Genomic DNA, 13,182 nt, shown 5'->3' with positions numbered 1-13,182 from the left:
CTCACTCCTGTACTCACCCTTGAAAAAGGGGGTAGTTGCACTATATCAACAAAGCTATTTCTAAAATCAGCATGGTTATTTCAACGCTGCATAGAAATAAGGGTACTGCGATACGGTTTCAGCGTAAAGGGTAGATTATGATGCAAATGGACTACATTTTAGGGGCTTACCTGCCGATATTCAGTATGGCAGGAAGCGGATAAAACAGGTTTTCCATGCTAATTAGGTTGCGTGGCAGTATTTATCAGGTAGAGTGTGGGATTTTGCGCAGTCAGTAGAATCCGCTCTGGATGCCCCGAAAAATATCTGATTTTCAGAAGAATTCAGCAGGTAATAGTACATATGGGTAAAGCTCTCGTTATCGTCGAGTCCCCGGCAAAAGCCAAAACGATCAATAAGTATTTAGGCAATGACTACGTGGTGAAATCCAGCGTCGGTCATGTACGCGATTTGCCGACGAGTGGCTCAGTCAGTAAAAAGAGCGCGGACTCAACGACTAAAGATAAAACGAAAAAGAAAGTCAAAAAGGATGAAAAATCCGCGCTGGTTAATCGTATGGGCGTCGACCCTTATCATGGCTGGAAAGCCAACTACGAAATACTGCCGGGTAAGGAGAAGGTTGTCTCCGAATTAAAAACGCTGGCGGAAAATGCCGACCACATCTATCTCGCAACCGACCTTGACCGCGAAGGGGAAGCCATTGCCTGGCACCTGCGGGAAATCATTGGTGGTGAAGATGAGCGTTTCAGCCGCGTGGTGTTTAACGAAATCACGAAAAATGCCATCAAACAGGCATTTGAAAAACCAGACACGTTGAATATTGACCGCGTTAATGCACAGCAGGCGCGTCGGTTTATGGATCGCGTGGTGGGTTACATGGTATCCCCGCTGCTGTGGAAAAAAATCGCCCGCGGCTTGTCCGCTGGACGCGTGCAGTCGGTTGCGGTGCGCCTGATTGTCGATCGCGAACGCGAAATCAAAGCGTTTGTGCCGGAAGAATATTGGGAACTGCACGCCGATTTGCTGGCAGGCAGCGATATTCAGCTGCAAATGCAGGTGACGCACCATAACGGCAAACCGTTTAAACCCGTTAATAAAGAGCAAACACAGGCCGCGGTTAGCCTGCTTGAAAACGCCCGTTATAAGGTTGCCGATCGTGAAGATAAGCCGACCAGCAGTAAACCGGGCGCGCCGTTCATCACCTCAACGCTGCAACAGGCTGCCAGTACACGCCTTGGCTTTGGCGTGAAAAAAACCATGATGATGGCACAGCGTCTGTATGAAGCGGGCTACATTACTTACATGCGTACCGACTCAACGAACCTCAGTCAGGATGCCTTGACGATGGTACGTGGCTATATTGGCGAAGAATTCGGTAAGCGTTATCTGCCCGAATCCGCGAACCTTTACAGCAGCAAAGAAAACTCTCAGGAAGCGCACGAAGCGATTCGTCCTTCCGATGTTGGCGTGCTGGCCGACAACTTGAAAGATATGGAAGCCGATGCACAGAAGCTGTATCAGTTGATTTGGCGTCAGTTCGTCGCCTGTCAAATGACGCCTGCGCAATACGATTCCACCACGTTAATCGTGGAGGCCGCAGATTATCAACTGCGTGCGAAAGGCCGTACGCTGCGTTTCGATGGTTGGACGAAAGTCATGCCTGCGCTGCGTAAAAATGATGAAGATCGCACGTTGCCAACCGTGGCGGTGGGCGAGGCGCTGTCGCTGCAGAAGCTGCTGCCAGGGCAACACTTCACTAAGCCACCGGCGCGTTACAGCGATGCCTCACTGGTTAAAGAACTGGAAAAGCGCGGCATTGGCCGTCCGTCTACCTACGCGTCTATTATTTCAACCATTCAGGATCGCGGCTACGTTCGAGTAGAGAACCGTCGTTTCTACGCCGAGAAGATGGGCGAAATCGTTACCGATCGATTGGAAGAAAACTTCCGCGAATTGATGAATTACGATTTCACCGCGCGGATGGAAAGTCGTCTCGATCAGGTTGCCAATAATCAGGCGGAATGGAAAGCCGTGCTGGATGAGTTCTTCAATGAATTCAGCCAGCAGTTGGAAAAGGCCGAGCAGGATCCGGAAGAAGGCGGCATGCGCCCTAATGCGATGGTGTTGACCAGCATTGACTGCCCAACCTGTTCCCGCCAAATGGGGATTCGTACCGCTAGCACGGGAGTGTTCCTGGGCTGCTCCGGCTACGCCCTGTCGCCGAAAGAGCGCTGCAAAACTACGATCAACCTGATCCCAGAAAACGAAGTGCTGAACGTGTTGGAAGGCGATGATGCTGAAACCAACGCGCTGCGTGCCCGTCGCCGCTGTGAAAAATGTGGTACGGCGATGGACAGCTACCTGATTGATAATCAGCGTAAGCTGCACGTTTGTGGTAATAACCCAGCCTGTGACGGGTATGAGATCGAAACTGGCGAGTTCCGCATCAAAGGCTATGATGGCCCAATTGTTGAGTGCGAGAAGTGTGGTTCCGAGATGCATCTCAAAATGGGACGCTTCGGTAAATACATGGCGTGTACCAACGAGAGCTGTGGGAATACGCGTAAGATCCTGCGTAATGGCGAGGTTGCACCGCCGAAGGAAGATCCGGTGCCGTTGCCTGAGTTGCCTTGTGAGAAGTCCGACGCCTATTTCGTCCTGCGTGACGGGGCAGCAGGCGTTTTCCTCGCGGCCAATACGTTCCCGAAATCGCGTGAAACGCGAGCACCATTAGTAGAAGAACTGGTGCGTTTCAAAGATCGCTTGCCGGAAAAGCTGCGCTATTTGGCGGAAGCTCCGGTGGTTGATAAAGACGGCAATAAGACGCAGGTGCGTTTCAGCCGTAAGACCAAACAGCAATATGTTTCGTCAGAAAAAGATGGCAAGGCAACAGGCTGGTCAGCGTTTTACATCGATGGCAAGTGGGTTGAAGGGAAGAAGTAACCTCTTTTTGTCACCCAGCGTGTAACCGGATTATGCGCAAGAAATAGCGACATCAAGCCAGCCGTAAGGCTGGCTTTTTCGATCGCAGAAAATCTCCAGACAAAACAGATGTATGAAGATTGTCCTGCGATAGCATGAGTATTGTTGATCCGTGATAGAGAATCATGCGGTTTACCTCGGTGATAATCGCACGCACTGCGTTCTTTATCGTTGGCCATGTAAAAATGGTTATATAAAAATAATTTTTATGATTAAATGACATTAGTTGATGGAAATATGCGCCAGGTGGTTAAGGCGTAGTCAGATCAATAGACCCCAATAATTCGAGTTGCAGAAAGGCGGCAAGAGAGGGACAAATCTACCGGGAGCAGATTTGAACGCTGCTTGCAGCGGTCCTTCGGGGCGAGGCCCACGACGGGCCGAGTAGTTGAGCGTAGCCAACGCATATGCAGCTTGAAGCATTACGGGTATAAAACGGAACGTCGTCAGAACGTCGTGAGATGCCACGCGCACACTTCAATTGGGAATGGGATAAATTATGAAACTACAACAGCTTCGTTATATTGTTGAAGTTGTTAATCACAACCTGAATGTGTCTTCTACCGCAGAAGGGTTGTACACCTCCCAGCCGGGGATCAGTAAACAGGTCCGCATGCTGGAGGATGAGTTGGGCATTCAGATTTTTGCCCGTAGTGGAAAACACCTGACACAGGTGACACCAGCCGGACAGGAAGTCATCCGCATTGCACGTGAAGTGTTGTCGAAAGTCGATGCCATCAAAGCGGTTGCCGGAGAGCATACCTATCCCGATAAAGGGTCGCTGTACGTGGCGACCACACATACGCAGGCGCGCTATGCGCTGCCAAGCGTCATCAAAGGCTTCATCGATCGCTACCCTCGTGTGTCGCTGCACATGCATCAAGGCTCGCCGACGCAGATTGCTGAGGCCGTTGCGAAAGGGTCTGCAGATTTTGCTATTGCGACCGAAGCGCTCCACCTGTACGACGATCTGATCATGCTACCGTGCTACCACTGGAACCGCGCGGTGGTGGTAAAACCCGATCACCCGCTTGCCTCCAAAACCGACATCTCCATTGAAGAGCTGGCCGCTTATCCCATCGTCACCTATACCTTTGGTTTTACGGGGCGCTCCGAGCTGGATACCGCGTTTAACCGTGCGGGGCTGACGCCGCGTATCGTCTTTACCGCCACGGATGCCGATGTGATTAAAACCTATGTGCGTTTAGGGCTGGGTGTGGGGGTGATTGCCAATATGGCGGTCGATCCGCAAACGGAAACCGATCTGGTGACCATCAATGCGAACAGCATCTTCAGCTACAGCACGACGAAAATCGGCTTCCGCCGCAGCACGTTCCTGCGTAGCTACATGTACGACTTTATCCAGCGTTTTGCTCCGCATTTAACACGCGATGTCGTCGATACTGCCGTTGCGCTGCGTTCAAATGATGAAATAGAAGCGATGTTCAAGGACGTCACGCTGCCAGTGAAGTAAACGCCATTCAGGACGGGTCACCAACGTAAAAAAGCCAGACATTGTCTGGCTTTTTTTTGTCATTTAAACGCGTCGCTCATCACTCCTCACACACATATCGGCGTGAGGGGTTCAGGCTGGTTATCAAGCGGATGCTGTCGTCGTGGCGGCGTCCGCAGGAACGTCGGTGGCGGCATCCTGCGTCATGCGCGTCAGTTTTGGTGCTGTCAGCAGCATCAGAACGGCGATGACGCCTGTAACGATACCAATCTGCATGAAGACATTGCTGTAAACCTCAAGAGACGCGTGCGGGTCGACAACGTTCTCAGGCACGGCCATCAGGTTAGCCACGTAGCCTGCGATAATCGCAGCACCGGCTGTGGTCAGGAACCAGGCACCCATGATAAAGCCCATCAGACGCTGTGGCACCAGTTGGGCGACCATCGCCAGACCCAGACCGGAAATCATCAGTTCACCGATGCTTTGTAGCCCGTAGCAGAGGATTAGCCAGTTGACGGACACGATACCCTGATCGTTTGCCATGCTGGCACCCCAAGGCAGCACCAGAAACGCACCAGAACACAGCACCATACCAATCGCAAATTTGTGTGCCATCGGCAGTTGGTCGCCCATTTTGTTATACACCGCAGCCAAAAGCGGGCTGGCAACCATGATCCAGAACGGGTTGAGCGCCTGGTACTGTTCCGGTTCAAAAGCAAAACCTAAAATTGAATGCTCAACGTTGCGAATCGCAAAGAAGTTTAGCGATGTTGGCATTTGGCTATATAAGACAAAAAAGACCACCGCTTCCAGCATAAGCAATAACGCGACGATCATTTTCCGTCGTTCAGCACCTTGAACAGAAAACATTTCTTTGATGAAAATAATCACGACAGCCAGAGCGATCAAAGCCAGAATCCAGCGAGCGATACTTTGATTGTGTAACAACCAGGTGGACACCGCGATCAAAACGACAATACCAATCAGCGAGTTCAATAGTTTTGGCAAATGAATCGGTTGGAAATCTGGTTGAGAACCTTGTGTGTTGACCCACTTGCGGCAGAACATAAAGTTAACCAGCGTCAAAATCATACCGACTACGCTAAGAGAGAAAGCGACGCTCCAGCCATAGTGAGCGGCAAGCCACGGCGTAGCCAGCATAGAAAAGAAGGAGCCGATATTTATCGCCATATAGTACATGGTGAAGGCGCCATCCAGACGTGGGTCGTCTTTCGCATAGCAGGTAGACAGCAGGGATGATGGGTTAGCTTTAAACAATCCGTTACCGACGGCAATCGTCGCCATACCGATATAGACCCACGTCACGCTGTGGCCAGAATAAGCAATCATGGTATAGCCGAATGCCAGCACAATAGCACCCAGGACGATCACGCGTTTGGTGCCGAGGACTTTATCACCCAGCCAGCCGCCAATGGCGACGAAACCGTATACCAGCGCGCTGAACGAAGAGAAGAGGGTGATGGAGTCGGTTTCGGACATGCCCAGCATTTTGACCAGATAAACGGCCATGATGCCTTGCAGGCCGTAGTAACCAAAACGCTCCCATAGCTCAATGCTAAAGATGAGATAAAACGCTTTTGGTTGTTTGAAAGCGTTCATGCTGATGCTTTCGGTGGATTCGCTGTTGTTGTTTGCTGTTGACACAAAGACCTCTGATTTTACATATCTCGTTTTTTTTAACGAGAAAATAACAAGAGTGAGGCAGTGAAACTGCGACCTCTTTTCATTGTTATGGGGAGGAAAAACGGCGTTATATTGACGTTATTTTACGGACAGACAAGCTTTTTGACATGTTTTGTTACAAGTGGATTTGATGGCTGGATAAAACTATAAATCAAATTTTATGCAGAGTTTAATTTCATATCTTGCACCCCCATCAAACTATTATCTCGCTTTGTCGTATTTATTTTTTCAAAAAGGGATATAATCTGCCTTTTAATTAAAACTAAGATAATATCATTAACTATGAATGAATATGCGGTTTAATCTTTTTCATATTATTAAATATGTAGTGAGTATAAAAAATCATCAAGTGAACGCAACAAGATGAATGTAGAAATAATCACATTAAGTGACATTCAATCACTAAATTTTCTATTAAAAATAACTTATTAGCCTTAAATAGTGGTTATGTGTGTTTTTATACAGGTTTTTTGAGCGACGATGCATCAGAAAAGGTTGTGAGGATATCTGGGCGTGAGGAGCAAGGGTCGCGTAACTTATTCTGGTAGAAAGAGAGCAGAATAAAGCAGGACGTGGGATCATCGAACTGGCGGTCTGGTGAATAGGATTCCACCAGACTCTAATCGATTAAGCGTCGATCTTCTCGCCAAATTCGCACAAATCCTCAATCAGGCAGGAACCACAGCGTGGTTTGCGTGCGATGCAGGTGTAACGACCATGCAGGATTAACCAGTGATGGCAGTCGACTTTAAATTCTGCCGGAACGACTTTCAGCAGTTTTTCCTCTACCTGTTCAACATTTTTACCCGGCGCAAACCCTGTACGGTTGCTGACGCGAAAGATGTGGGTATCAACGGCAATGGTCGGCCAGCCAAACGCGGTATTCAGAACCACATTTGCCGTTTTTCGCCCGACGCCGGGCAAGGCTTCCAGCGCCGCGCGATCTTCAGGAACCTGGCCCTGATGCTTTTCCAGCAACAGACGGCAGGTTTTGATGACGTTTTCCGCTTTGCTGTTAAACAGGCCGATGGTCTTGATGTAGTCTTTCACGCTGTCTACGCCGAGCGCAAGCATGGCTTCCGGCGTATTCGCGACGGGATAGAGTTTTGCTGTTGCTTTGTTGACGCTGACATCGGTTGCCTGTGCAGAAAGCAGAACGGCGATGAGCAGCTCAAACGGCGTACTGAAATTTAACTCCGTTGTTGGATGGGGATTGTTGGCACGCAACCGCGTTAAAATCTCAATCCGTTTGGCTTTATTCACAGCGATTCCCCTACGGTGCCGGTTGTCGGCGCAGTTTTCCCTTCGGTGACAGCGGTACGGGCCCGGCGTTGTTTCATTTTCTCATCGATCAAATATTTCGCAGCCAGCAACAGCCCCAGACCGATAAACGCGCCCGGTGGCAGCATGGCCAGCAGGAACGGGGAATCAAGGTGTACCACCTCGATACGGAGAGTTTTAGCCCAACTACCCAACAGCAAATCCGCACCGTCGAACAGCGTGCCGTTACCCAGAATTTCACGTAACGAACCGAGCACTACCAGCGCGCTGGTGGCTCCCAGGCCCATCGCCAGGCCGTCAATAGCGGAGGGGAAGACGGCATTCTTGGACGCGAAGGCTTCTGCACGGCCGATGACGATACAGTTTGTCACGATCAGCGGAATAAAGATCCCCAGTGACTGATATAAACCGTAGGCATAGGCATTGATCAACATTTGCACGGTGCTGACCACCGAGGCAATGATCATAACGTAAATGGGAATACGAATTTCCGCTGGCACCCAGCGGCGTAGCGCAGAGACGGCCATGTTGGTACAGGTGAGAACCAGCGTGGTTGCCAGCCCGAGTCCCAAGGCATTCGTTGCGGTGGATGACACGGCGAGCAGGGGACAAAGACCCAGCAATTGAACCAGTGCCGAGTTGTTCTTCCATAACCCTTCAACGAAAAGTGCTTTGGTTTGGCTCATTGGTTCTCTCCACAGGCGGACAGCGTGTTGATTTGTGACGGCAGCGTTTGCAGATAAAGGGCGCTGCGTTTTACGCTATTAATGACGGCGCGTGGCGTAATGGTGGCTCCGGTAAATTGATCAAACATTCCGCCTTCTTTCTTCACTGCCCAACGGGCATCTTGCTCGCTCTGTACCGTTTGTCCGCTGAATCGGGTGATCCAGTCAGAGATGCGTACTTCGATTTTATCACCCAGCCCCGGCGTTTCATGATGCTCGGTCACACGAACGCCGAGTACCTTACCGTGAAAATCGGCACCAACCAGCAGTCGAATAGCACCAGAATAGCCATCCGGCGCGGTACTTTCCAGCGCGGCGGCAACCGGCTCACCGCCCTGGCGGGCGATGAACACGCGATGCGGCGCTGACGATCCTAATGCTGGGTTAGTGACAACGTAACACTCCTTTTGAATGTCACTATTGTATAATTCGGCGGGAACCACCTGATCCAAAAGCATTTTTTGCTGTAGCATCGCCTGATGCGAGATCGTGGGTTCCGTCAGCATGTTCACCACGGCAGTGACTGCGGTAGTGAACGCGGCAAACAGGGCCAGTGTTGTCGCGTGGCGACGCATTGTTGTTATCATGGGCGTCTCCTCAGCGATGGTGGCCGTAAGCGCGTGGCTTGGTGTAATAGTCGATCAGCGGCACGGTGATATTCGCCAGCAGAACGGCAAACGCGACGCCGTCCGGGTAGCCGCCGTAGGTACGAATCAGCCAGACCAGTAACCCAATCAGCGCGCCAAAAATCAGACGGCCACGGTTTGTGGTTGAGGCAGTCACGGGATCGGTCGCAATGAAAAAGGCACCGAGCATGGTGGCGCCGGACAGCAGATGCAGCATCGGCGGAGCGAATTTCTCCGGCGCGATAACCCAGCTTAGCGACGCGCAGAGCATCAGCGACAGCAGGAAACTGACCGGAATATGCCAGCGAATGGTGCCGCGCATCAGCAAAAACAGCCCGCCGATGAGAAAACCGATATTCACCCACTGCCAGCCAATGCCAGACAGCGATTGCGCAAACATCGGCTGTTGCAGAATGCTCTGCGGCGTTTGGCCGGAGCGCAGGCTGGTTTTAAAGGTATCCAGTGGGGTAGCCTGACTGATGCCGTCAACGTTATGCATCAGCTGCTGCATGGTGTATCCGTCAGGCGTATGTCCGGTAAAAATAATGACTAACGCATCATGGAAACCGACGGGGATAGTTTGCAGTGGCACAGGTGGCAGCCAGCTTGTCATCTGCACGGGGAAAGAGATCAGCAGCACCACATAGCCAATCATCGCGGGGTTAAAGGGGTTTTGCCCCAGTCCGCCATACAGCTGTTTGGCGATAATGATAGCGAAGACGGTTGCCATGACCACCATCCACCAGGGAGCAAGCGGTGGCAGGCTGATGCCGAGCAGCACGGCGGTCAATAGGGCGGAATTATCCGCCAATGTCGTACGTACGGCAAACTTTCTGAGTGACAGTGTCACGCCTTCTGCGATGAGTGCCGTGACTGACGCTAGCCCGACCTGAATCAGGTTGCCGTAACCAAAGAAATAGACCTGTGCCAGCATGCCGGGCAGACAGGCCAGAATCACCAACAGCATGATGCGCTGTGTGCGCTGCTGGTTGTGTGTGAACGGTGAACTCGCAATTCTAAAAGCCATTTATTCCTCTTGATGTGACGATGCCTGCGCGGCTTTACGGGCTTTAACGCGAGCGATGGCGGCGGCAACAGCAGCCTTGCGGGGATCTTCCGGCTCTTGTGTTTCAACGGCTGCAACAGGTTCTGCAACTACGTCAGGGGCAACCGAGGAAACGGGAGCTTCTGCGGTTGTCGCCGTCTGCTGGGCAGCCTTACGGGCTTTAACGCGAGCGATGGCGGCGGCAACAGCAGCCTTGCGCGGATCGTCTGGTTCTTGTGTTTCAACGACCGTAACAGGTTCTGCAGCGACGTCAGGATCAACCGAGGAAACGGGAACCTCTGCGTTTGCTACGGTCTGCTGTGCAGCCTTACGGGCTTTAACGCGAGCAAGGGCGGCGGCGACTGCCGCTTTGCGCGGATCATCAAGCTCGGCAGAAGCAACGTCGACCGTTGGCGTTTCCTGTTGCACCTGATTTTCACTCGCTCGCTCTTCACGAACTAATGCCTTCCGCGCAGCCCGTGCGGCGATGGCGGCGCTGTTATCCGGCTGTGCATCGGGGATTACCTCGATTGGTACACCGATCTCAGTTGCTGCGGTTTGCTTGCGGCGTACGCGTTCCAGCGCTGCCTGAACGGCATCTTTATCGCTGGCGGATACACCAGCCGCTGCTTGTTTATGGCGCAGTTCGCGCGCGGCTTTTTCCCGTTCCAGACGCGCCTGTTTAGCATCAAAGCGCACTTTAGCCTGCGCGGCACGCTGTGCGTCTTCGTCGATTGCCCGAATTTCGGCTTTTTCCTGACGATAGTACTGTACCAGCGGAATATTGCTGGGGCAGACGTAAGCGCAGGCCCCGCATTCGATGCAGTCAAACAGATGGTGATTGCGGGCTTTCTCGTGTTCCTGCCCGCGGCTGAACCAGTAAAGCTGCTGTGGTAAGAGTCCCGCCGGACAGGCGTCAGCACATTTACTACAGCGAATACAGGATTGCTCTTCGGCGACTGGCTCCATTTCCGCATGCGACGGCGCCAGCAGACAGTTACTGATTTTGACGATCGGTACATCCAGCGACGGCAGGGTAAAGCCCATCAGCGGACCGCCCATCACCACCATCGGCTGCTTGTTGACATGGAAGCCACCTTGTTTGAGCAGGTGGCGTACTGGCGTCCCCAGCCGCGCCCACACGTTACCGGGTTGACGTAAAGCTTCACCAGTGAGCGTCACCACGCGTTCGGTGAGCGGCTCGCCGTCGATCACGGCACGTTTGATGGCGAAGGCCGTACCGACGTTCTGCATTAACACGCCAATCGCGGCGGAGTGTTTCCCGAACGGGACTTCTTTGCCGGTCAGAATCTTGGTGAGCTGCTTGGCACCGCCTGACGGATACTTGGTGGGGATGACGCGCAGCTGCATATCGCCGCGTTTGCCCAAGGCTAGCCGCAGGGCGCTGATGGCTTCCGGCTTGTTATCTTCGATCCCAATCAGAATACGTTTCGGCTGCAACAGGAATGACAGAATCTCGACGCCCTGAATAATCTCCTCGGCGCACTCCTGCATGAGTCGATCGTCGGCGGTGATATAGGGTTCACACTCTGCGCCGTTGATGATCAGGGTTTCAATCCCGCGCATCCCGCCTTGTAACTTGGCGGCGGTAGGGAACCCTGCGCCGCCTAAGCCCGCAATGCCAGCCTGATGCAGGTGGGCAAGTAGGGTGTCGGTGCTCTGTGTTTGATAATCAGCCAAAGTCTGGCGATCGCACCAGCGATCTTCGCCATCCGGCACGATGATGATGCTGAGTTCTGACAGGCCAGAAGGATGCGCCGTTGTGTGCTGGCGGATCGCGTTCACCGTTCCTGACGTCGGTGCGTGAACGGGCAAGGTGCGGCCTCTTCCTCGCGTCAGCGGCTGGCCGCGCAGGACTTTATCGCCGACGCTGACGCAGATCTCACCTTCCGGCCCAAGATGCTGCTTGAGTGGAATGATGAACTGTTCTGGCAGAGGAATCTGACGCATTGGCGTCCGGCTGGACTGCGTCTTCATTTCCGGCGGATGAATGCCGCCGTCGAAATCCCAGATCCTGTCTTTTTTAAAGGCGGAAAACAGCTTAAGCATGTCGTTCTACTTGAATAACGCGTACTGGAATTGTATCGAGATCCCATTTCCAGTTAGCGGGAGTCGGCGTGATAGGACGTAATTCGATACAGTCCGTCGGGCAAGGAGAGACGCAGAGATCGCAGCCAGTGCATAAATCGCTGACGACGGTGTGTACCGCTTTGGTACTGCCGATGATGGCATCAACCGGGCAGGCCTGAATGCACTTGGTGCAGCCGATGCAGTTGCTTTCATCGATCCAGGCAACCTGACGCGCAGGCGCTTGCACGTCGGCATCGCCTTCCAGCGGCTGCGGATCGACGTTGAGCTTTTCAGCCAGCTTCAGCATCATCGCTTCGCCGCCGGGGCCACATTTATTAATATTTTCCCCATTCAGCGCGACCGCTTCGGCGTAAGGCCGACAGCCGGGGTAACCGCACTGGCCGCACTGGCTTTGTGGCAGCATGGCTTCCACTTCTTCCACAATCGGATCGTTTTCGACTTCAAACCGGCGGGAGGCGTAGCCGAGCACCAGACCGAATGCCAGCGCGAGGGCGCTTAATGCCGCAATGGCAATCCAGATCGCGCTCATCAGAATTTCACCAGTCCGGTAAAGCCCATAAACGCCAGCGACATAAGGCCGGCGGTGATCAGCGCGATAGACGAGCCTCGGAACGGCGCAGGAATATCCGACACGGCGAGGCGTTCCCGAATGGCGGCGAAGAGCACCATCACCAGCGAGAAGCCTGCGGCACCGCCGAAGCCATAAATCGTCGATTGCAGGAAACCGTGCGACAGATTGATGTTAAGCAGGACGACGCCGAGCACGGCGCAGTTGGTGGTAATCAGCGGCAGGAAAATCCCCAGCAGGCGGTACAGCTCAGGGCTGACTTTGCGCACGAACATCTCGGAGAACTGCACTACCACGGCGAGCACCAGAATAAAGGCCATGGTGCGTAAATAGAGAATATCGAGCGGAACGAGGATAAATTCGTTGACCAGCCAGGAAAACATGGAGCCGACAGTCATGACGAACGTGGTCGCCATGCCCATGCCAATTGCCGTCTCGAGCTTTTTGGACACGCCCATAAAGGGGCACAGCCCAAGAAACTTCACTAAGACGAAATTATTTACCAGAAGGATGCTAACAAAGAGCAATGCGTATTCGGTCATTACGGTGCCTACAAAACAAAACCGGACTATTATCAGGCATTGTCGGGTTTTCGACAACATACCCAAAGTAGGGTTATCGACGTTTCCTACAAAGGGAGAAAGGTCAGCTTTTCGGAATAAGAGAAACGCCGGGCTGTCAGACCG

The 13,182-nt window shown here is 52.7% G+C and carries 10 protein-coding genes; 2 read left to right on the top strand and 8 right to left on the bottom strand.

All coding sequences use genetic code 11. From position 1 onward, the window contains the following. Window positions 1-342: 342 nt before the first annotated feature. Window positions 343-2,943 (top strand): type I DNA topoisomerase, encoded by a 2,601-nt coding sequence (gene topA / locus WCT94_RS14355; protein ID WP_336870100.1) that lies wholly within the window; start codon window positions 343-345, stop codon window positions 2,941-2,943. A 538-nt stretch (window positions 2,944-3,481) separates the two neighbouring features. Then, window positions 3,482-4,456: an HTH-type transcriptional regulator CysB gene (gene cysB / locus WCT94_RS14350; RefSeq protein WP_015840250.1), complete on the top strand. Its 975-nt coding sequence runs from the start codon at window positions 3,482-3,484 to the stop codon at window positions 4,454-4,456. Between the two features lie 123 nt (window positions 4,457-4,579). On the opposite strand, the gene dtpA is transcribed toward cysB, so the two are convergent. From dtpA to rsxA, 8 genes are all read right to left on the bottom strand, one after another. Beyond that, window positions 4,580-6,100 (bottom strand): dipeptide/tripeptide permease DtpA, encoded by a 1,521-nt coding sequence (dtpA, locus tag WCT94_RS14345; RefSeq protein WP_336870099.1) that lies wholly within the window; start codon window positions 6,098-6,100, stop codon window positions 4,580-4,582. A 666-nt stretch (window positions 6,101-6,766) separates the two neighbouring features. Continuing rightward, window positions 6,767-7,402, bottom strand: coding sequence for an endonuclease III (gene nth, locus WCT94_RS14340; RefSeq protein ID WP_336870098.1), 636 nt, complete (start codon window positions 7,400-7,402; stop codon window positions 6,767-6,769). Continuing rightward, window positions 7,399-8,106: an electron transport complex subunit E gene (locus WCT94_RS14335; RefSeq protein ID WP_336870097.1), complete on the bottom strand. Its 708-nt coding sequence runs from the start codon at window positions 8,104-8,106 to the stop codon at window positions 7,399-7,401. Before WCT94_RS14335 ends, nth begins: the two co-directional genes overlap by 4 nt. Beyond that, window positions 8,103-8,732, bottom strand: coding sequence for an electron transport complex subunit RsxG (rsxG, locus tag WCT94_RS14330; protein ID WP_336870096.1), 630 nt, complete (start codon window positions 8,730-8,732; stop codon window positions 8,103-8,105). Before rsxG ends, WCT94_RS14335 begins: the two co-directional genes overlap by 4 nt. A gap of 10 nt (window positions 8,733-8,742) precedes the next feature. Next, on the bottom strand, window positions 8,743-9,798 hold the full coding sequence (rsxD, locus tag WCT94_RS14325) for an electron transport complex subunit RsxD (protein ID WP_336870095.1): 1,056 nt from the start codon (window positions 9,796-9,798) through the stop codon (window positions 8,743-8,745). Further along, window positions 9,799-11,886, bottom strand: a complete 2,088-nt coding sequence (gene rsxC, locus WCT94_RS14320) for an electron transport complex subunit RsxC (RefSeq protein WP_336870094.1) — start codon at window positions 11,884-11,886, stop codon at window positions 9,799-9,801. It abuts the gene before it with no gap. Continuing rightward, entirely contained in the window at window positions 11,879-12,457 is a 579-nt protein-coding gene (gene rsxB / locus WCT94_RS14315) for an electron transport complex subunit RsxB (RefSeq protein ID WP_336870093.1), read from the bottom strand. Before rsxB ends, rsxC begins: the two co-directional genes overlap by 8 nt. Next, window positions 12,457-13,038, bottom strand: coding sequence for an electron transport complex subunit RsxA (rsxA, locus tag WCT94_RS14310; protein ID WP_010296121.1), 582 nt, complete (start codon window positions 13,036-13,038; stop codon window positions 12,457-12,459). Before rsxA ends, rsxB begins: the two co-directional genes overlap by 1 nt. Window positions 13,039-13,182 lie beyond the last annotated feature (144 nt).

The sequence above is a fragment of the Pectobacterium sp. 1950-15 genome (assembly GCF_037136835.1).
GTDB lineage: Bacteria > Pseudomonadota > Gammaproteobacteria > Enterobacterales > Enterobacteriaceae > Pectobacterium.
Note: the sequence above shows the minus strand (reverse complement) of the source record. Positions and strands in the feature narration are given on the sequence as shown.